We start from the raw sequence: 21,278 nt of genomic DNA, 5'->3' as shown, positions 1-21,278 counted from the left end.
TCACCCTTTCGAAATTATATGATCAATCCCTAATCTAATTATAAAAATTGATCCTTTTCCTTCGGTTCTGTCCTCAAACGTAACATCACCTTCAAGTTGTGCGACCATTTCTTTAACATACGATAATCCGATACCTGTCGATGGGTTGCCTAAATCATCATATTTAGAAGTAAACCCAGGCTCAAAAATTGAATCTTTATATTTTGAAGAAATACCAGGACCATTATCGCCTATTTGAAATTCAACAAAATGGTGGTCTTTATTAATGTCAATTGTGATGGTTCCCATACCTTGGATAGCTTCTACAGCGTTTGTAACGATATTATTTATAATAGATAAGATTGTGTAAATATGATAATGAGGATGCACACCATCAATTTTATACACAAATTGGATGTCTTTCTCTAGCAACCGTGCATATTTCGTATTTGCCCGTATAATGATATTTACTAGTTCATGCACAGACATATAATCTGTAAAACTTTCATCAGAAATTAATTTTGAAAGTCCCGCAAAAATACGTTGGTTATCCTTTTTAACATCATGGACCTCACCAGCAATTTGTAATGCCTGTTGCCTTAAATCCTCAAACTGAAAATCCATCTGTTTGTGCTCAAAAGAGTCTAAGGTTTTATATAAATCATAGGATTTTTTTGTTATATTCTCAGCATCTTGTAATGTTTTCTTTAAATGAACAGCATCTTCATATAAATTAGAGATGAGCATGAGCATGTGTTCATTTTGCTTCTTTATATGTCTCTCCCTTGATTGTGCTTCATACAATTTCATCATATTGAAAAAGCTTAGAACTATAAAACTATGGGAACATGCGATAACAATGATCTCATTTATTGCCTCGGATGTGATCGATGTTTTTAATACGAAATATTGAATCATTAATTCCACACAGTCTGACAGTATTTCAATCATGCAACCAATAAAACCAATCATTAGTGGTTGATGATAAAAACGTTTAATTTTTGCTAAATGAAAGAGATACGAATAAGTAAAATAAAAGAAAAAACTAGGATAGTGAGTATGAAAAGCGGCTAGCCAATCCATATTTCCCTTTATAATGACATCCATTGAGATACGAAATACTACCACGACTATCGCTGTTAAAAAACCCGGTAAAAATGCTGGAATTCGTCGAAACAATAACAAAAAAAAGAAAAATGTTGGTGCGCCAAAGCTCATTCTAAATGTTTCATTTAAAGGAAATGACTTTATTTCACCTACTAAGGGTACTGTAAGTATCATTAAAACGAGAATATAGATGTCTTTTTTTACTAAATTACTAAGATTCAAAATAATCACTTCTCACTTTCGCCTAACAGTCAGTATACAAACCTATTTGCATTAATACAATACTTACTCTATTTTTTTCAAAAGCTGATAAATAAGATATAAACGAAAGCATTATAGATTGTGAGTATTCATTACACCCTTCTACTTTAGAAAGATACTTTATAACTCAAAAATGTTCAGACACAATATAAGGTCTGAACACTTTTGGACTCGCTCTAACACCAAAATATCTGTGCTCCTTTTTAAAATATACTTAAATCCCATTCTTTTGCAATATGTTCTAACAACATAATTCCTGGTAAACTATTCCCATATTCATCAATGGCTGGTCCGTAAATACCAATACCACATCCATCTTGGAACGATAAATCCTTCCTAGATTTTGAGGGAACAAGTGTCATAATTCCGCCGGATACCCCACTCTTAGCTGGTAATCCAATGAAAGCAGCAAATTTTCCAGAAGCATTGTACATTCCACAAGTTAGCATTAAAGCTTTTGTTAACCTAGCTACTTCTTTAGGGAGCACTTGTTCTTTGCGAATAGGATGATATCCATCATGTGCTAGTATAAGCCCTATTAAGGCAATATCTTCTGTATTTATTTCAATCGAACATTGTTTTAGGTAAACCTCTAGTGTCTCCTCCACATCTGATTCTAGAAAACCATTCTCCTTTAAATAGTATGCTAATGCTCTATTACGATGAGCCGTTTCCCATTCTGATTGAAATACTATTTCATTAATAGCGGGACGCTTCTCTATCATTTTTTCAATTAATACGTATAGAGATTCTAATTTTTCTTGCACCGATGTCCCTGGCAAAAGTGAAGCTATCGTAATTGCTCCAGCATTGATCATAGGGTTAAAAGGTTTTCCTGGTTTATGTATCTCTAAACGAATAATTGAATTAAAGGCATCTCCAGTTGGCTCTACGTCAACTCGTTCTAATACATAAGAAATACCGCGACTTAAACAAGCGGCTATAAAACCGATTACTTTTGATATACTTTGTAATGTGAAAGGTATCTCCCAATCTCCTGATCTTATCATTGTTCCATCTGGCTTTACTATACAAATACCTAACTGCGATACATTTATTTCCCTCAGAGCAGGAATATAACTGGCGCTTCGTCCCTTAGCTGCATACGTTCGATAATGAGCTACCCATTGATCTAAGCAAACTTTTTCTTGACCCTCAACTTGAACGCTAGAATCCTTTATCATTTAATCATATTCCCCCGTACTATTAACTTTATATAGAATGATTTTTTCTTTACTATAATCAATAATATTTGCACTAGAACCAAGAAAAATATTCAGACATATTGCAGTCTGAATATCCTTCTTATTACACACTTTTCTTTTTTGAAGTTTTCTCATAACTATCCCAACATTCAATATTTTCAAGTCCTTTAATGTTTTCTTTATAAAAAATAGGATCTTTACCAGCTTTTTTCTGGTTTATATAATCTTGTAACGCCGCAAATGCTACTTTTGAAAGTAAGGTAATAGCAATTAAATTAATAATAACCATAAAGCCCATAAATAAGTCCGCTAAATCCCATACAATTTGAATCTTGGCAACAGAACCAAATATAATCATAGCCAACACACTTATTCTGTATATCATTAGCCACACTTTACTTGTATGTAAGAAGCGAATATTTGTTTCACCATAATAATAGTTGCCAATTAACGCACCGAATCCAAATAAAAAAACAAAGATAGCAAGACAACCCGATGCCCAAGGACCTATGTGTTCACTTAATGCTGCTTGTGTAAGTGCAATACCATTTAATCCCGGTTGTTTATATGCATCAGACAGCAAAATAATAAAAGCTGTGCTAGTACAAATGATTAGTGTATCCGTTAATACACCAAATGCTTGAATCAGTCCTTGTTTCACCGGATGACTTGTTGTTGCTGTTGCGGCAACGTTTGGTGCACTTCCCATACCAGCTTCATTTGAAAATAAACCACGTTTAACTCCATTCATAAGTGCTGCACCAATTGAACCGCCTGCTATTTGTTTAAAACCAAATGCGTTTTGAACAATAAGAGAAAGAACTTCCGGCATTTTTGATATGTTGGTAACTACAACAAATAATGCAACTCCAATGTATAATACCGCTAAAAATACCACCTTGTATTCAGCCATTTTTGCAATACGTTGTACACCACCAAAAATAATCGCAGCGAAAGCAATGGCCATGATTATCCCAACTGTTAGACGATCTGTACCAAATGAGTTTTGAAAAGCAATTGTAACTGTATTTGATTGTACTGAATTGAATACAAGTCCAAAAGTAATTGTGATTAAAATAGAGAATAATACTCCCATCCAACGTTTATTCAACCCTTTTTCCATATAATAGGATGGACCACCGCGGAAACCAGTTTTATCTTTTACTTTATATATCTGTGCTAATGTGCTTTCGACAAAACTAGATGCCGAGCTGATAATAGAAATAATCCACATCCAAAATACAGCTCCAGGACCACCTAATGCAATTGCAATCGCAATTCCTGTAATATTCCCTGTTCCAACGCGGGCTGCCATACCAATACAAAACGCTTGAAAAGGAGAGACTTGATCTTTAGCACCGCTTTTTCCCTCCATTAATACACGGACCATCTCTTTTAACATTCGAAACTGTACAAAATTCAATTTAAATGTAAAATAAATTCCGCAAATAACAAGCATAATAATTAACAATTTAGACCATAAAAAATCATTTGTTGATCCGACTAAATCTACAAAAAACCTTTCCATATCATCACTCCATACCAAAATTTATCTATCATAATCTATATAAAATCACCTATATTTCCTGGTATAAATACCTCTTTCATATTCAAATACAACAAGGATAAAAATTTTCTATATGAATCGGATTGGCCTGCTTAAGCAAACATCACAACATGTAACCGTAAAACTGAAATTTTGAAGTACTTAACGATTATACAAACGGATGCTCTACCCCTTTCTGCAAAACTAATATTTTTATCCACTAACATTGTTGTACTACTATGTTTGTTTCGTTTACCGGTGATTTAAATCATAATAATCAATAGTGATTAAGTGGTTTTTTGTTAATCTTCTCAAGAACATGGAAATATCTCCTTTCTCACTACTAATCTCAAAAATAGGCTAGGTAAAAACTTCGCGAAAAACTCTATAAAGCGCTTTCACTATTCAACTAAGAAAATCTTGTCTTTAATTTATAATTAAAAGTACAGAATGTTACGAAAAAGTACAGATTTTTATAAAAACAAAAAATATTTTAAGTTTTTTCCATCTAAAAAACACTGAGATTTTGTAAATTTTATACAGTATCCAAACGTCGCAGATTCTGTTCTACCTAACCTTTGACAAGCCTCTATTTTCTTCATAAAAAACATGCATACTTTTTCTCTTTTAGAACTTCTAATAAAGTATTTGAAATCAAGAATCAATAGAATATTATAAGAATATTAAAAAAATAAAGCATTTAATTTATTTATGGTATCATACAAAAAACATTTGTTTTCTCAATTAATCCCCCTAGCTGGATTCGTCTATATTGCACATATTTACAACATGAAAGACACTAAGCAAAAAAGGATTTTATTGAAGGGATGAAACATTACAAAACTCTTATTTAGGAACTTATGACATCCTCTTTTCTAGCAATATCGAGTTATCCCAAAAAACGTATATTTACTAACATAGATTACAGGTGGTGTATTGTGAAAGAAATAGTATTCGTTCAAAATAAAAAAAGACTCCTTATGAAATTCGGATTTTTAAAAAAAGATTTAGTACTTACCATTTCACTAATACTAGCAATTGTAAGCTGCTTAATACATTCGCCAAAGATCGAATATATTAACTTTGAAGTGTTAATTAGCTTATTTAATCTAATGGTGGCCATTAAGGCCTTGGAACAGCTAAAGATATTAGACAAACTTGCCGTTGCCATTTTAAATAAATGCAATAACAGCAGGTCAATATCTATTATTCTAATTTTGTTATGCTTTATTTGCTCCATGTTTGTAACAAATGATGTCGCTCTCCTCACTTTTGTACCAATAACACTTGTCATTAGTAAAAAAACACAAATGAACATGATGGATACAATCATCTTGCAAACAATTGCGGCAAACATCGGTAGTAGCTTGATGCCTATGGGAAACCCACAAAATTTATACCTATATTCTTACTATGGAATTAAGCTCATCCCATTTTTAGGTTCAATCCTGCTTTTAGCTGTACTTGGAATTAGTTTGTTATTTATATGTACTCAAAAACTTCAAAAAACAGATTTGAAAATAGAACTACCTGTTATTACCGTGAAAAATCGAAAAAAAGCTAACGTCTGGATTTTAATACTTCTCACTATCATTGCATCTATTTTTGGTGTCATTAATTATTACATTGCACTAATAGTCACATTGATAGCAGCATTTACGTTAGATAGAAACTTACTATTTAAGATCGATTACTTTCTTCTAATAACCTTTGTCTGTTTTTTTATTTTCATCGGAAACATTTCACATTCGGATGCACTGGAGACATTTGCTCGCGCTAATTTAAGAGGAGATACTTCAGTCTTCTTTAGTTCCATATTTTTGAGTCAATTGATTAGCAATTTTCCTACTTCAATTCTTCTATCAAACTTTACTTCTGATTGGAAAGCTTTATTACTAGGAGTAAATATTGGAGGGCTCGGAACAATCATCGCATCTTTAGCCAGTGTAATCTCCTATAAACTATTCATTCAGGCCAATGTTAAAGAGAGCAAGGCGTATTTAATTAAATTTAGCATTTACAACTTTTCATTTTTAATCATACTTACATGTATACAATACTTTATGTTTAAATTTCTAAAAATTTTTTAAAAAATTGATTCCTTTAGAAAAACCCAAATTTCTCAATTTAATGCTGAGATATTTGGGTTTTAATATAGGTATGTTTAAAGAGCTACAACAAAGTTACCATCAATTTAATATTTTGAGATGTTCTCACAGCGAAAATCTTTTAGCTTTTACGTTGTTTATTAGATTTCAGTTCATTTTTGAAGTCTTCTTCACAAAATCCTTAATGCCCCTCAATTTTTTCCTGCTAATATTATCTTTAATGGTTGAATCTATTTCAATTTCTAATTTTGCAAATGCTGCTCCTACACAATTATAGATACTTAATCCAAAAGCAAGATGTCTTGCAGTACCACTAAATGCCTTTTTAATATCAATGTCAGGACGATAAACGTTGAATTTATCAGGCCTTTCAAATACGTTAGAGTCACAATTTGTTGCACCAATCATACAGTAGTATCCACATAACTAGTTACATTCTCCTTTTTTCTATTGTTAATAGCTTCGTAATAAAAGCTGTTAAACATCAAAAGTGCGAAGTCTTAAATTAAACTTCGCACCTTATACAAATTTACAATCCGTGACGATACCAATACAAATGCAATACTAGATACATACTAATCACTCATTATATCTGTTGCTCTTTTAATTGGCCAATGTATAAACAAATCCTTTTACTTAGCCATTCTTCATGATTGGCTTGATTGTTTCTAGATACTTAATCCCTCTATACTCTTTCAAGCGGTAATCCATTCCGATGGAAATTACAAATGACAAAATTTATCCGTTTTTCCTACTTTCTAAATTCAGCAAGTAAAATGTTCTTAAAAACTTCCGGGTTATTAAGGTTTAAACTGTTCGAATTGATAGCGAGTGTATGTTTACCTCCAAGTGTTCCACCAGCAAAAGTGGAAAACCCTGGAACCGCACCCCTGTGTCCCCATACCGAGACACCGTTCGGAAGCTTAATTTCAAGTATTCCAAGACCATATCCGGTTCCCTCTCTATTTGTAGGAACTGTAGTAAGCATTTGTTTTAACTGCTGTTCCTTCAGTAATTTGCCACCTAGTAAGCAAGAGAAGAATTTGTTTAAGTCGTCAGCAGTAGAAATCATATCTCCATCCGAGCTACCTGGGTTAATATAAGTAACATCTTTTAGCTCACTCGCTCCGTCTAGTTGCAAATAGCCACGGGCATGCTTGGTGCCTGGAATCACGCTTGAATTACCAGGTAGAAATGTATTTGACAAATCAAGCGGTTCAATAATCCGATTTTCAACCTCTTCCGCATAGCTGTTTCCTGTTACTTTTTCAATAAGGATTCCTAGTATTACATATCCTGTATTTGAATAAGACCAACCCTTTCCTGGGGCAAAGTCTGGGGGAAGTGAAATCCCCATCTTTACAAATTCTTCAGCCGTATACGATTTTTTTATATCCGTAATATCAAAGTCTTTTGAATTTATATAGTCAGCAATACCACTTGTATGATTCAATATTTGCCGGATCGTAATCTGGTTACCATCATATCCGTTTCCTTGAATAACACCAGGTAACCATTTTTCAATGGAGTCGTCTAGATTCAAACGGTTCTCTCCAGATAATTGAAGTAGAACTGTTGCAATGAACGTTTTCGTCACACTGCCAATGCGAAAGCGAAAATCTGCTTTCATTGGTTTCTTAGTTTTCAGATCCGCTACCCCAGCTGTATAACTCCAAGTTTTCCCCCCCTTAGAAATTTTAGCGAGTATTCCCGGGTATCCAAGTTGCAGTTCATCTCGCATTGCTTTCTTAACGGAAGTACGATCGCTTTGCGTACTTGTTTGTAACGAACTAGATACATTTTGCGTAGGTTCTGCTTTTACAACTGATGTTGGTGTTATGTATAACAGGGAACTTCCACCTATTAAAAGTGCTAGACTTGCACATGTAATTTTACTGCGTGTTTTCATAAAGAATTCCTCTCTTCTATTTAAATTGTATTGATGGCTAATAGCTGTCTCATATACGAACCACACAGCTATCAACTCTCCCAATGATAAAAGTCAACACTGAATTTGCAATCAACGTACTAATCATTATTTTCACAAACACCATTGTGTTCTAACAATCTCTAAATCACTCTTTTTCCACATACATATTAACCATAGAAATTACTTCTTTTCCTTAAAACACTCTTGTTACTGATTATTTGTTTTATATGTAGGCCGTACTTGTTCCCCCCTTCATGCCTCCTTATATTTTTATCCTACACAATGAAAATCTCTTTTTTCTTACCTATTCCTTACAAATTCCTTACATACAAAATCACTTCTACAATAGGATTGAAGTAGCATCTGTGCCCGAAAGCGCAAAAAACACCGATGCTTTTCGCTTCAGTGTTTTTGCGCTTTACATATTGTAAGATTCGTTTTACTCTTAACAGGTTAAACTGCTGATTTTTTCTAATGCGATTATTCTTCTTGCTATATAAAACAAATTTCATTGTGTTATATGAAACACTATGAAATTTGTCATTAAGGCACATGATTCTAAATTTATTGATGTACTTGAGATGGACTCACTTTTTGAATTTGAACAAGTATATCAAACGCTTTACCTAATGATATATCAACAGTTTTTGGTATATCAGGCCCTTCGGTAGTTATTCCAGCGAAAATTGGATGTTGTTCGTTTAACCAAGTTTTTGTCACGCCGTTCGCCTTACGTAAATCAATAAAAAATTGATCTTTTTTAACTTGTCCAATGATGTAGTTATAACTGTTTGGATCATCCGATTTTAATGTTCCATAGGGGCCAAATTCACCATTGCTATTCTTCACATTGTATTGTCCTTCATAAACTGACGTTCCAATAGATACGTACCGTTTTCCGTAATATTCTGCTAAATGCTGCCCTGCTACTTTAGGGTATATAAAAGAAAGCATATTTGTTTTCGAAACGTGTCCATTATGTCCCCATACAATGGTTTTTCCTAAATGTTCTTCAGTCCACTTCGCATTTTCATACATTGCAATATCATGTTTCAAATAAAAATCCGCTGGTTTATCAGGAGGTGTCGCTAACATTGTAGTAAACTGTTCAATAATACGAGCATTTTGCTTTATCCATACGAACTCTTTAGATTTCCCATTTAAATGACTTTTATTTTCCTCTAATAAAGCACTAATTTGTTTAGCATCTAAAACATACTTTTCTTTTTCTTCTTTCGTAAGGCTTTCAAAAGTATTCATATCCTTTGTTACAGGAATAAGCCCTTTTATCTTCTCTTCTACTCTAGGCAACAGTTTTGAATTATTCGCTTTAATATATTCTATTATATTATTATAAACATTTTCGTTTACTGATTGAACGTCCATCCCGATGACACGTACTTTCGATTTATGTTTTGGATTAGCATTATATTGCCGAATCCAATCAAGTAAATCTAGCATTTCTTTCGTCTTAAATACAGGTGTTAGATGTTGGCTTGGGTTTCCCTTACCAGTAAGAACATATCGATCAAGTTCCAAGGCCCTGTCCCATCCCTCTTCTAAAACTAGATTGGTAAAGCCCTTTTCAGATACTAAATACTTAACAATGCGGTGTTTCATCGTAAAAACTTCATGAGCCCCATGCGTAGCTTCACCTAAACCTACAATTGAAGCTGAACCTACCATATCCTTAAGTGGTTTCAAATCATTAAGAGATGCAGTTGGATTAGTTGTTTTTAAAGGCTTTGCATGTGCTTCTAACCATTTCGCTATTTGATTTGTATTATAGGGAGCTGTAACAGAAACCTCTGTTTTCGAATCTGCATAAGTATTTCCTACAAAATGAGTCATTGTTATAGCAGAAACAACAATTGCAATAATCATTTTCTTTTTCATAAAAAACCTCCTGAAATATTTACTTATAGCTTTTTGACATACTCTGCCAACTTCCGTTTAAAACATTCATTTTCTTATTACTGTTAAGATACATTTATTCTAGTTCCTAAAACTCACTTATTTCTTAATAGGTTCTTAAGAAATTCTTAATTCACTTATACGAATATAAAACTAAATAAGCTTCAATTCATTGTATTGTAAATTCCTCATTGCATAACATTATAATGTACAGATATTCGTTATAAATGATGTTATCTAAAGTATTCAATTTCAGTATGTATTATTAACGTAGTTAATATATGGTTAATATGAAGTTCCAAATTTTGATTGTTTGTAGTCTCTTTATCATAGAGTTAATTTAGGGGTTATTTTTTGTTCACTTCATTTTTTTCGGCACTCTGCATCTAGACGGTATACCCATTGGCCACAGTTAGACTATTTCAAATCAAAAAAATAGATTACCTGCACACTAAAGAGTATAGCGCACAGGTAATCTAGTTGTTTTTGAGATTAATAAAAAACTAATTTATCTTTTGAATTCTTCCATCAATAATAGACTGAATTGGTTCTTTTGATTTTTTTATATAATCTACTAATGCTTCAAAATCAGTTGGTCCTGTTTCAGCATCTTTACCGTTTTTAAAGGATACAAATCCATCTCCACCTGAAGCTAGAAATGCGTTCGCAACGACGCTGTAAGTTTTAGAAGGAATAATTTCTTCTCCATTTGTTAAGCGAATACTTGTTACTTTTTCTCCATTAGGCTTGTTCGCATCCCAAGTGTATTGGATACCTGAAATTTGAAGCATTCTTGTTATGTCTTTTTGCCATTGTTGATTTAAAATATCACGAATGTCTTGACCTGTTAAATTTACTTTTATTAATTGATTTCCGAATGGTTGAATACCATATATCTCTCCCCATGTAATATCACCAGCATCTAAGTCATTACGAATACCACCAGGATTCATAAGTGCAATTTGGGATTGCATTGTTGTACGCTGAGCATCAGCAACTAAATTTCCAAGAGTAGATTCACCAGCCATATTTTGTTTGCGATCTAGTGGAGCGATAGACTTACCTACAACTTCATTAACAAGAGGTGCGATTTTTGCTTGATATTTCTCCATCTTCTTCTTTATTTTTTTATCAGGCTCTATGCCTTCATGATAAGTTGTAACAATTTCTGCTTTTTTCTCAACAATATCTTGTGTCTTACGATCAATCTTTACATCAACATCAGCAAAAGCCATACCATAAGAATTTGCTTGTACGACAAGTTTATTATTAACAGTTCCATTTACATAGGTGTGGCTATGGCCACCAAAAATAACATCGACTTCTGGATCAGTCTCATTTGCTAATCGGACGATATCACCATTTGTTACGCCGTTCCCATCTGTTATACCTCCGTTATGTGCAAGAACAACGATAGATTTAACGCCTAGTTTTTTTAATTGCTTTACGGATTTGTTAATAGCTTCAACTTCATCTGTAATTTCTACATTCTTTAGCATAGTAGGCATAACAAGGTTAGGAACATCCGTTGTTACGACTCCAATAAAGCCAACAGGAACTCCTTGTACCTTTTTTATAGTGAATGGTGGTAAAAATAAACGACCGGTGGATTTATTATAGAAATTTGCAGCAACATATGGGGATTTTGCTCCTTTAAAATTTCCTGTTTTCTCATGGTATCCACCATAAATAAGGCGGTTCATTTCTTCAACACCTTCATCAAATTCATGATTTCCTATCGTTCCAACATCGAATTTCAAATCATTTAGAAATTCAATTGTAGGTTCGTCTTGTAATAATGCTGAAACAGGAGTACTTGCTCCAACAACATCTCCAGCATGTACCTTTAATGTATTTGGATTTTGTTTTTCACGATCACGTAAATAAGCCCCTAAGTACTCAATTCCCCCTGCATCTTTATTGTTAATTTTTTTTACAGTGTCTAGTTGCCCATGAAAATCGTTAATACCGAGCATTTGTACATCTATGTAGCGATTTTGTTCTGTACTTGCTTGGATTGAAGGCGCAACAAATACACTAGTAAAAGTAACTGTACTTAATGCTAAAGCAACTGGAATAATTTTTTTCAACATAAAATTTCTCTCCCCTAATTAAAATCTGACATAATACGATGTTATTTTAATATATTAAGAGAATTATTTCCATAAAAATTCTACCAATTATAAAAATTAATAAGATTTTATTGTTTTCTGACAAGATATTTCTTCCTCAAAAAATGTACATTTCTTTGTTTTGAGGATTATTCAAAATATTATCTTGATAGTAATATAGCAATACATCTAAAAGACCTAAAAAACTCTAAACAATAAATTTTTGCTGTTAAGAAGAATATTCAATTCGAAACTAATGAAGATTTATCAACCTAACATATCAATACCACCATTTAAAAAGATGCTCCTGGATTTATCCAAGAGCATCTTTTATAAAGCTTTATTTTTTACTTATTTATAATTTATCAACTAACAATTATATAGTTGTAATCAGTCCTTTAAAAATAATAGGAGTGCTTCATTAAATTCTTTAGCATGCGTTGCATTTAGCCCATGTGGACCACCCTTTATTAAGGCTACTTTAGAATTAGGAATTGCTTCATGTGTTAATTTCCCACTATATTCATATGGTACAGTTGCATCAGAATCACCGTGAATAATAAGAGTAGGTATATTAAACTTCTCCAAGTCTTTTCTAAAATCTGTCTTACTAAAGGCGGTAATACAATCAAGTGTTCCTTTAGGTGATGCACTGGCTGCAATATCCCAATTATATAAACGGAATGGCTCACTAACTAAATCTGTTCGATTACCAGCCGCGAAAAATCCCTTAGTAAATTCATCAAGAAATGCAAGGCGGTCATTTATCACACCACTTTTGAATGCTTCAATTGTTGCATCATCTAAGGCCCCTTCAGGATGATCCTCTGATTTGTATAAATACGGAGGAACTGCCCCAGCAAAAACAGCCTTTTCAATACGATCTGTTCCATACGTACTAATATACCGGGCTACTTCGCCTCCACCCATAGAAAAACCAACAAGTGTGACATTTTGAAGCTCTAAATGTTCTAATAGTTGATGTAAATCAGAAGTAAAGGTATCATATTCATACCCTTCCCACGGCTGAGATGATTGTCCAAATCCTCGACGATCATATGTTATAACTCTGTATCCAGCCTCAACAAGAGCGGGAACTTGGTATTCCCAAGATCGACCACTTAACGGCCAACCATGAATGAGTACAACTGGTTTTCCTGTGCCATGATCCTCATAATATATCTCAATTGGTTCTTGCTTTTCGGTTCCTACAGTAATTTTAGCCATGCTTCTACCTCCTAAAAATATTCCAATATTTATCCTTTTCTTCAATAATCTGGATGAATGTCATAACCTATTCATGCACGTTTATGTTGTGAATTCTAAGTATGAAACTCTATTGTTCCAATGCATTCATTTTCTCCTTTTGGAACAATCCCCCCTCTAATACCTTTTGCATCATAAAATAATTACTGAACATTACTCCTATTCAATTGTAATAACAAAAATAGGTGACTATCAATATCGTTCTATCTATAGGATGTATAGGTAAAACCAATCTATTTTATAGTGAAAACAACTATAGTTACGACCTATACGAATTATAGATAATTTAGAATTGATTAACGAATCAGTTTTCAAATACTATAAATTTGTATAGCACTTCATGTTCTGTGAATGCTGCTATAACCAATATTATTGGTCAGCTTAGTTATAAACGAAGAAACTTATGATAGTATCCGACTATTTAAACTTTCTTCGATTACTTAATTTTTAGGAGGAATACATAATGACTGATCTCTATTCTCGTATTAACAAAGATGATGCTGTTGTGCTTTTAGTAGATCATCAAACTGGTCTTATGTCCGGACTAGTACGTGACTATGGTGTTGATGAATTCAAGAACAATGTTTTAGCTCTTGCTCATACTGCTAAGTTTTTTAATTTACCAGTTATTTTAACAACAAGTTTTGAAAACGGGCCTAATGGACCTTTAATGCAAGAATTGGTTGATCTCTTTCCTCATGCACCAAAAATAGCTCGACCTGGACAAATTAACGCATGGGATAATGATGATTTTGTAAAAGCAATCGAAGAAACTGAAAAAAAACAACTTATCATCGCAGGCGTAGTTACGGACGTTTGTGTTGCTTTCCCGGCACTTTCCGCTATAAAAGCTGGATATGAAGTATTTGCTGTTACTGATGCTTCAGGAACTTTCAATAAACAAGTTGCAGATGCTGCCAATACACGTATGGCACATAGTGGCGTGCAACTTATGAACTGGTTTAGCGTAGCTTGCGAATTACAACGCGATTGGCGCAACGATGTCGAAGGTTTTGGCAATTTGCTTGCTAGCAATCTTCCAGGCTATCAAAATATAATTGGAAGCTATAGAGGAGCTCAGCGAGATCTTAGTAAACAAAATGCATAAATGTATCTCAAGGAAATAGCTTTAAATCACCTTTTTTAAAGTAGATAGTATAAATTTAGTGCTGATTAAATCAGCACTAAATTTAAATTAAAAAGTATAGTAGAGTTTCAATTGACAGAAGATACATTACTTTCAATAAACAATTGAAAAAGGAGCGTTTTATTATGAGTAATTTAGAATTGTTAAATCCGGAGAACAGTGCCTTAATTTTAATTGATTTTCAACCTCAAATGACTTTTGGAGTTGCAAGTATTGATAGACAAACATTGATTAATAACGTTATGCTACTTGCTAAATCAGCAAAAACTTTTAACATACCTACTATTCTTACTACAGTTGAAACACGCAGCTTTTCTGGTTATTTTTGGCCACAAATTCTTGATATATTCCCAAACCATGAAATTATAGAACGTAGTTCAATGAACTCTTGGGAAGATCCGAAATTTGTTGAGGCAGTTAAAGCAACCGGTAGAAAGAAATTAATATTTGCAGCACTTTGGACTGAAGTTTGCCTTGCATTCCCTGTGCTTGAAGCAATTAAAGCTGGCTATGAGGTATATGCAGTTGATGATGCTTCAGGTGGTACTAGTTTGACAGCACATAACGCTGCTATGCGTCGTGTAGAACAAGCTGGTGCAATTCCAGTGACAGCAATTCAAGTTTTACTTGAATACCAACGTGACTGGGCACACAAAGACACTTATGATGCTGTAATGGAGATTGTAAAGGAACACACTGGTGCTTATGGTCAAGGTGTAGAATACGCATATACTATGGTGCATGGCGCGCTTCCAAGCAGGAAAATATGAAACAAGAAGGAGTAGCTGTCGAAGAGACTTATACAGGGAACACGATGGATGCCGGCAATCCAGTAACAACGATTGTTACATGGGAAATTCAAGAAGGTAGAGAAAAACAGTTTGAAACATGGAGACATGAAATTGAGGCTGCGGCTACTAAATTCCCAGGACATTTAGGTGTAAATCTAATAGTCCCAAGTAACGAATCCAGAGAGTATACTGTTATTTTTCGCTTTGATACGTATGAGCATCTACGTACTTGGCAAGAATCAGATGTTCGCCGGGATTTGTTAAAAACGGCGGAGCAATTTCAAGCCACTAATCCAACTTACAAAACTGAAAGCAGTTTGGCTTATTGGTTTGTTACTCCGAAAACGCCAGTTCCACCGCCAAAATGGAAAATGTCTATCGTTACCTTTCTGGTTGTATGGCCTCTTAGCATGTTAGTTCCTAAAGTGATAGGACCTATTATAAAACATATGAATCCTATTATATCAGCTTTTTTTGTTTCTGTATGTATAGTGTCCTTGCTATCATGGGTAGTCATGCCGATTTTCGGTAAATTATTTCATCCATGGTTACAAAATAATAGAAAGTAGACGAGGTGTGAACATGAATTTACCGGATATGATTTTATATAACGGAAAAATTACTACCCTTGACCCTTCTCAGCCTGAGGTATCTGCTATCACCATAACTGATGGTTTAGTCACTGCAGTAGGTGGAGATGAGCTTCTTAATAGTGCCACGGAAAAAACAAAAAAAATAGACCTTAAAAGAAAGAGAGCTATTCCAGGCCTGAATGACTCCCATATACACGTTATTCGTGGTGGTCTGCATTATAATATGGAATTACGTTGGGAAGGCGTGCCATCACTTTTTATTGCTCTAGAAATGCTCAAAGAACAGGCAAGGCGTACACCTGCTCCTCAGTGGGTAAGAGTAGTTGGAGGTTGGTCTGAATTTCAATTTAAAGAGAGACGGATGCCAACATTAGAAGAGATTAATGCTGTTTCTGAAGACACGCCTGTCTTTGTGCTACATCTTTACGATAGAGCACTTGTAAATCGTGCAGGGCTACGTGCACTGGGATACACGAAAGATACCCCAGACCCTCCAGGCTGTTTAATTCAGCGGGATAAAAGAGGTAATCCAACGGGCCTTTTAATTGCTAACCCTAACGCTTCTATTCTTTATTCAAGTTTGGGTAAAGCTCCAGTACTTAATCTTGACGACCAGATTAACTCAACTCGCCATTTTATGCGTGAATTAAATAGATTAGGTATTACAAGTGCCATCGACGCAGGTGGTGGTTTCCAAAATTACCCTGATGACTACAAAGTTGTTGAACATTTAGCCGAGAAGGAACAATTAACTTTGCGTATTGCTTATAATCTATTTACGCAAAATCCTAATCATGAATATGAAGACTTTGCTTCATGGGCAAAAATTGTTTCTCCCGGTCAAGGAAATGATAAGTATAAAATGAATGGTGCCGGAGAAATGTTAGTATTCTCGGCAGCCGATTTTGAAAAATTTCAAATGCCACGGCCCGAACTAGCTACAGTAATGGAAGCCGACTTAAAGAAAGTAATTTCTCTATTGGTGGAAAACCGTTGGCCATTCCGTTTACATGCAACTTATGACGAGTCAATCACACGTTTCTTAAATGTATTTGAGGAAGTTAACAGAGAAATTCCTTTTAATGGGCTACGCTGGTGGTTTGATCATGCAGAAACAATCTCAGATCCTAGTATGGAACGTGTTAAGGCTTTAAATGGCGGTATTGCCATCCAAGACCGCATGGCTTTTCAAGGTGAATACTTTGTTGACTTATACGGAAAGGAAGCAGCAAAGCGTACACCTCCGATTTATCGTATGTTAGACCTTGGTATACCTGTTGGCGCCGGTAGTGATGCAACCAGGGTTTCCAGCTATAACCCTTGGGTTGCTCTTTACTGGATGGTTGCTGGAAAAACCATTGGTGGGCTTTCCATATACGATGAAAAAAATAAACTTGATAGAAAAGTAGCCCTGGAATTATATTCAAAAGGAAGTGCGTGGTTCTCTGGTGATGAAGGTAAAAAGGGAACCCTGGCAGTAGGTCAGTTTGCTGATATTGCTGTATTGTCTGCTGACTACTTTACTGTGCCAGAAGAAGAAATCAAAGACCTTGAATCATTACTCACCATTATGGGTGGGCAGGTTGTTTATGGAAATGATGAATTTAAAAATTTATCACCTGAATTGCCGCCAGCATCACCTGATTGGTCACCGACGGGCGTTTATGGTTATGGTGGTGCTAACCTAGCCAACACTATACTTTCTCACGATTCCCATGATAACAAGTTACATAGTTGTAGTAACCCTCTCCATCAACACACTCATACCGTAATAGGAAAAGATGGAACTAAATGGGGTATTGGTTGTACTTGCTTTGCTTTCTAAATCAAAACCACCGGTATAATGCCGGTGGTTTTCTTTCTACAATAAGGATATATAAATTCAAAATAGCAGTGTATATCCCTACATGGAATCTGTTACTATGCGATAAGACCGAAGAATTGATTGATTAACTTAACTTGTTTTTGATAGCCTTCTCTCCTTGCAAAGTCTGTCCTTTTTTCCTTAATTAAAAGTCAATGGTATCCCCCTTTTTGATCGACTACACCACACATATAAATCCACTGTCCTTCGACTTTAATATAGATTTTAATTTTTTCAATTGTTACACTAGGATCATTATTATTTCTATTACACTGATACTTTTTGAGAATCATTTAACTTCTGCATAAAGATGCGTGCTGCAAAACTTAAAAATTTATCATCAAAGTGTATAAGATTAATATCTTGACTTGGTGTTGGATCAGTAATACGAACTATGCTCAAAGTATCATTATTAACAAAGTTAACCAGTGAAAGAGGTATTATGGCAACACCATGTCCATTGTATACAAGGCTCAATAGAGAAATAGAAGATTTTGTTTCTATATTTGCTTCAGATAAAGATAACCCTAAACTCTCACAATATATCTTAATAGATTCACGACAACTACATGAAACCATTACTCTACTGAGCCCTACTAATTCTCGAAAAGAAACAAATGATTTTTCATTCAAAGGATGATTTTTGGGAATTACAAGGACGAGCTCTTCACTATACAAAAGGGTGTTTGTTAATGTGTCTGGAATTTGAGCACTACGTGTAATCCCGAAATCAATATTTTTGTCAACGATTTGATTTACAGCAACTTCGGATTCTATAATCTTTACTACAATGTTGGGATAATGTTGTTGAAACTTCATAATATAGGGTGTTAAATAAGTGAGATCCTCTAATAAACCTCCTATAGTAATCACACCTCTTTTTACACCCTTTAATTCAAAAATTTCATTATAAACGTCATCAAATTGTTTCATGATAAATTTTCCTTTATCAAATAGCAGCTTACCCGCTTCTGTCATTTTGATACCTCTTCCAACTCGATGAAACAAGGGTGTATCAAGTTCACCTTCTAAAACTCGTATTTGTTGACTTAAAGTCGGCTGTGAAATACCTAGAACTTCCGCAGCTTTAGTGAAACTATTATTATTACAAACTTGAATAAAATACTCTAAATGACGTAATTCCATTCTTGATACCCACTCTCCGCTTTATGAAAGATTTATAATTTAAAGGACGATATGTATACATTAACATAACAACTTTATTTCATATTATACCGATTGAAATTACACGCTTTATTCATTTTGTATTATAATAAATTTACTACCATTTATTAATTTTTCCTCCTATTTATTTAAATTATATTTAATTAGGACATTACTAATTCGAGATATATTTCTAAAGATTTATAGTTCTAGTGCATAATACCCTAATTTTTTCAACTTTTCGATTATCATTTTTTTCTCAGTATAGTCCAAACCACCAAATATTTGCTGAATCGCCTCTTTATGCTGGGGAAAAATAATATCCATTAGTTCAATACCTTCTGAAGTAATTGACGCATACGTGACACGGCGGTCTTTAGGACATGGTTTTCGTATTAAGAACCTCTTCTTTTCCAACTTATCCACTACATACGTGATACTACTACTTGCAAGTAATATTTTGTCTCCAATTTTTTGTATAGGCTGATCGCCTTTACTATACAGTAGCTCAAGCACTGCAAATTCAGTTGGATTAAGTCCATAACTTTTTATATCCTCTTCAATACGCTTAGTAATTGACTGTACTGCCCTTGATAATATAACAAATAACTTTAAAGATAAGCTCTCATCGTTAATCACGCTCATAATTACCAATCCTTTACAAGTTATCTTGAATTCGAGATTCATTATATTATCGTCAAAATATTATGTCAATCATTCATTTTAGCTTTATCAATCCATTTATAATTTATTTCTCAACATATGACATATGGAATTAGAAGAAAACAATTGTTACTATATAAGTATCTCAATTACGTTATTTCTTTTAAAGAGAGCTTGTTTTTAATCGCAAGTTCTCTTTTGCCATATTCTAAATTGAATCCGGACAAATTTCAGAGTATATGATATAGTTTTTAAATAAAGATTAGAGCTCTCCTACAGGAAGGAGAGCTCTAATCTTTCATATAAATATTCACCATTTTTATCATTGTGAGGACATCAAAACTTTAACTTGATGGGGATATGGTGCTATCTCAATTAATAAATATTACAAACCATATATCTATCATATTTTTTATAAACAGGATTAATTAGATTTAAAAAAAGATTTCTTTTTCTTTACTCGTAATAAGTCACCTGTCCATCCTTTGAATCGCATATACATATACATACCCGCTGTTGTGAAAATAATAAATAAGAGAGCGATTAAATAGCTATATTTCCATTCTAGTTCAGGCATGTATTTAAAATTCATACCCCATAATGCTCCTAAGGCTGTCAAAGGCGTACTCACAGCAGTTAATACAGTAAGAGCTTTCATAATTTCATTCCCACGATGAGAAGAAACAACTTCTTGTAAATGAATCATCGTGTCTAATTCTTCTTGGTACTCTTTAACAAGTTGTAATCCACGCTCTAATTTTACGTGTGTTTGTTTATAACAAAGGGTGTTTGTTAGTTTTTCTAACCAAGCTTCTTTTAGGCCTTGTAACACTTCTTGTATTAAGCGAAACACATGTGTGTTCATAAATAATTCATGACGAATATGATAAATCCTTTCTAAAACTGCTATGTTATTATGATGATAAAAATCCCATAATACATTTCTGAAATTGTTTTCAAAGTAGTCAACCTTTCGCAAATAATGAGATATAAACATTGATAAGATAGCACATAATCCTTCAGCGGAACTATTACAATTTTTTGTACCCATAGGGAAATTATGTATTATTTTTTGGAAATCCTCTTCCTCTTTTTCCTGAACTGTTATCAGTATTCCATGAGCTACAAAATAATGAAGAAATTTTTGAATTTTGGCGTCCTTTTTATCTTGATCATATAAAAACGAACCATATACACAAGTTTGACTTGGTGATAACGTATAAACATATAATCCATTTTCACAAGGAGAACTTATTTTCTTTACAAATTGAGCGAAATAAGATGTTACATCACGAGGGATTATAGAAGAAAGTTTTTCAAGCTCACTAGTTTTCACATGATACCAACTCCATTTCGTCATTTTTATGCATTCCATATTATTCTTCCTTTCTAAATAGTTTTATGTTTGATCGAATCATATCCGTAATACGAAATTTGTATGTAGGTATTCATGTCTTGGAGGAAAAGTTTTTAGATCATCTAAATTACAAAATAAATAACATAGGAGGTCTTATTCTTTTAAAAGGAAGACCCCCTATATATTAGTTATTTTTATTTTCAATTTTAAACATTTACTCTATACAAGCACTTTTTATCTTTTCTTATAAAGAATTTATTATATGTGGAAAA

Annotated in this window: 16 protein-coding genes; 5 read left to right on the top strand and 11 right to left on the bottom strand. The window is 33.7% G+C overall.

Annotation, left to right across the window (positions count from 1 at the left end; genetic code table 11):
* The 3 genes from ACTFRM_RS09950 to ACTFRM_RS09940 form a co-directional block, all read right to left on the bottom strand.
* A complete protein-coding gene (locus ACTFRM_RS09950) occupies window positions 1-1,317 on the bottom strand; it encodes a sensor histidine kinase (RefSeq protein ID WP_000584789.1) in 1,317 nt (438 codons plus the stop codon).
* Window positions 1,318-1,550: 233 nt separating this feature from the next.
* On the bottom strand, window positions 1,551-2,531 hold the full coding sequence (gene glsA, locus ACTFRM_RS09945) for a glutaminase GlsA (protein WP_088322372.1): 981 nt from the start codon (window positions 2,529-2,531) through the stop codon (window positions 1,551-1,553).
* Between the two features lie 124 nt (window positions 2,532-2,655).
* Entirely contained in the window at window positions 2,656-4,080 is a 1,425-nt protein-coding gene (locus ACTFRM_RS09940) for an alanine/glycine:cation symporter family protein (RefSeq protein ID WP_078404913.1), read from the bottom strand.
* 956 nt (window positions 4,081-5,036) lie between these two features.
* Here ACTFRM_RS09940 and ACTFRM_RS09935 point away from each other — a divergent pair.
* Entirely contained in the window at window positions 5,037-6,188 is a 1,152-nt protein-coding gene (locus ACTFRM_RS09935) for an SLC13 family permease (RefSeq protein ID WP_025687853.1), read from the top strand.
* Between the two features lie 165 nt (window positions 6,189-6,353).
* Here ACTFRM_RS09935 and ACTFRM_RS09930 read toward each other — a convergent pair whose 3' ends face one another.
* The 5 genes from ACTFRM_RS09930 to ACTFRM_RS09910 form a co-directional block, all read right to left on the bottom strand.
* Window positions 6,354-6,614, bottom strand: coding sequence for a cytochrome P450 (locus tag ACTFRM_RS09930; protein WP_025687852.1), 261 nt, complete (start codon window positions 6,612-6,614; stop codon window positions 6,354-6,356).
* A 343-nt stretch (window positions 6,615-6,957) separates the two neighbouring features.
* A complete protein-coding gene (locus tag ACTFRM_RS09925) occupies window positions 6,958-8,115 on the bottom strand; it encodes a serine hydrolase domain-containing protein (protein WP_048538260.1) in 1,158 nt (385 codons plus the stop codon).
* A 585-nt stretch (window positions 8,116-8,700) separates the two neighbouring features.
* Window positions 8,701-10,032: an erythromycin esterase family protein gene (locus ACTFRM_RS09920; protein WP_426866035.1), complete on the bottom strand. Its 1,332-nt coding sequence runs from the start codon at window positions 10,030-10,032 to the stop codon at window positions 8,701-8,703.
* A gap of 521 nt (window positions 10,033-10,553) precedes the next feature.
* Window positions 10,554-12,143: a bifunctional metallophosphatase/5'-nucleotidase gene (locus ACTFRM_RS09915; RefSeq protein WP_440043273.1), complete on the bottom strand. Its 1,590-nt coding sequence runs from the start codon at window positions 12,141-12,143 to the stop codon at window positions 10,554-10,556.
* Between the two features lie 408 nt (window positions 12,144-12,551).
* Window positions 12,552-13,388, bottom strand: coding sequence for a bromoperoxidase (locus ACTFRM_RS09910; protein ID WP_001074300.1), 837 nt, complete (start codon window positions 13,386-13,388; stop codon window positions 12,552-12,554).
* A gap of 502 nt (window positions 13,389-13,890) precedes the next feature.
* Between ACTFRM_RS09910 and ycaC the strand changes: the two genes are divergently transcribed.
* From ycaC to ACTFRM_RS09890, 4 genes are all read left to right on the top strand, one after another.
* Window positions 13,891-14,535 (top strand): isochorismate family cysteine hydrolase YcaC, encoded by a 645-nt coding sequence (gene ycaC, locus ACTFRM_RS09905; RefSeq protein WP_000131226.1) that lies wholly within the window; start codon window positions 13,891-13,893, stop codon window positions 14,533-14,535.
* Window positions 14,536-14,699: 164 nt separating this feature from the next.
* On the top strand, window positions 14,700-15,344 hold the full coding sequence (locus ACTFRM_RS09900) for a hydrolase (RefSeq protein WP_440043381.1): 645 nt from the start codon (window positions 14,700-14,702) through the stop codon (window positions 15,342-15,344).
* The gene (locus tag ACTFRM_RS09895) at window positions 15,341-15,934 is read left to right on the top strand and encodes an antibiotic biosynthesis monooxygenase (RefSeq protein ID WP_440043272.1); all 594 of its coding nucleotides are present in this window, start codon (window positions 15,341-15,343) and stop codon (window positions 15,932-15,934) included. Before ACTFRM_RS09900 ends, ACTFRM_RS09895 begins: the two co-directional genes overlap by 4 nt.
* Before the next feature lie 13 nt (window positions 15,935-15,947).
* Complete coding sequence (locus ACTFRM_RS09890; RefSeq protein WP_440043271.1) at window positions 15,948-17,783, top strand: amidohydrolase; 1,836 nt, start codon at window positions 15,948-15,950, stop codon at window positions 17,781-17,783.
* Between the two features lie 306 nt (window positions 17,784-18,089).
* Here the strand turns inward: ACTFRM_RS09890 and ACTFRM_RS09885 are convergent, their stop codons facing one another.
* The 3 genes from ACTFRM_RS09885 to ACTFRM_RS09875 all read right to left on the bottom strand — a co-directional run bounded on the left by ACTFRM_RS09885 (window position 18,090) and on the right by ACTFRM_RS09875 (window position 21,024).
* The gene (locus ACTFRM_RS09885; protein WP_000423182.1) at window positions 18,090-18,968 is read right to left on the bottom strand and encodes a LysR family transcriptional regulator; all 879 of its coding nucleotides are present in this window, start codon (window positions 18,966-18,968) and stop codon (window positions 18,090-18,092) included.
* Window positions 18,969-19,187: 219 nt separating this feature from the next.
* On the bottom strand, window positions 19,188-19,631 hold the full coding sequence (locus tag ACTFRM_RS09880; protein WP_000111425.1) for a MarR family winged helix-turn-helix transcriptional regulator: 444 nt from the start codon (window positions 19,629-19,631) through the stop codon (window positions 19,188-19,190).
* Between the two features lie 442 nt (window positions 19,632-20,073).
* Window positions 20,074-21,024, bottom strand: a complete 951-nt coding sequence (locus ACTFRM_RS09875; protein WP_440043270.1) for a magnesium transporter CorA family protein — start codon at window positions 21,022-21,024, stop codon at window positions 20,074-20,076.
* Window positions 21,025-21,278 lie beyond the last annotated feature (254 nt).

Origin of the sequence: Bacillus cereus group sp. MYBK227-1, assembly GCF_051916325.1 — a bacterium.
Lineage (GTDB): Bacteria > Bacillota > Bacilli > Bacillales > Bacillaceae_G > Bacillus_A > Bacillus_A cereus.
The sequence above is the reverse complement of the archived record's forward strand: the minus strand, read 5'-3'. Positions and strand labels throughout refer to the sequence as shown.

Coding starts and splice junctions, on each gene's coding strand:
- glsA (WP_088322372.1), bottom strand. CDS start 2,531: ATGATAAAGGATTCTAGCGTTCAAGTTGAGGGTCAAGAAAAAGTTTGC.
- ACTFRM_RS09940 (WP_078404913.1), bottom strand. CDS start 4,080: ATGGAAAGGTTTTTTGTAGATTTAGTCGGATCAACAAATGATTTTTTA.
- ACTFRM_RS09930 (WP_025687852.1), bottom strand. CDS start 6,614: ATGATTGGTGCAACAAATTGTGACTCTAACGTATTTGAAAGGCCTGAT.
- ACTFRM_RS09925 (WP_048538260.1), bottom strand. CDS start 8,115: ATGAAAACACGCAGTAAAATTACATGTGCAAGTCTAGCACTTTTAATA.
- ACTFRM_RS09920 (WP_426866035.1), bottom strand. CDS start 10,032: ATGAAAAAGAAAATGATTATTGCAATTGTTGTTTCTGCTATAACAATG.
- ACTFRM_RS09915 (WP_440043273.1), bottom strand. CDS start 12,143: ATGTTGAAAAAAATTATTCCAGTTGCTTTAGCATTAAGTACAGTTACT.
- ACTFRM_RS09910 (WP_001074300.1), bottom strand. CDS start 13,388: ATGGCTAAAATTACTGTAGGAACCGAAAAGCAAGAACCAATTGAGATA.
- ycaC (WP_000131226.1), top strand. CDS start 13,891: ATGACTGATCTCTATTCTCGTATTAACAAAGATGATGCTGTTGTGCTT.
- ACTFRM_RS09900 (WP_440043381.1), top strand. CDS start 14,700: ATGAGTAATTTAGAATTGTTAAATCCGGAGAACAGTGCCTTAATTTTA.
- ACTFRM_RS09895 (WP_440043272.1), top strand. CDS start 15,341: ATGAAACAAGAAGGAGTAGCTGTCGAAGAGACTTATACAGGGAACACG.
- ACTFRM_RS09890 (WP_440043271.1), top strand. CDS start 15,948: ATGAATTTACCGGATATGATTTTATATAACGGAAAAATTACTACCCTT.
- ACTFRM_RS09885 (WP_000423182.1), bottom strand. CDS start 18,968: ATGGAATTACGTCATTTAGAGTATTTTATTCAAGTTTGTAATAATAAT.
- ACTFRM_RS09880 (WP_000111425.1), bottom strand. CDS start 19,631: ATGAGCGTGATTAACGATGAGAGCTTATCTTTAAAGTTATTTGTTATA.
- ACTFRM_RS09875 (WP_440043270.1), bottom strand. CDS start 21,024: ATGGAATGCATAAAAATGACGAAATGGAGTTGGTATCATGTGAAAACT.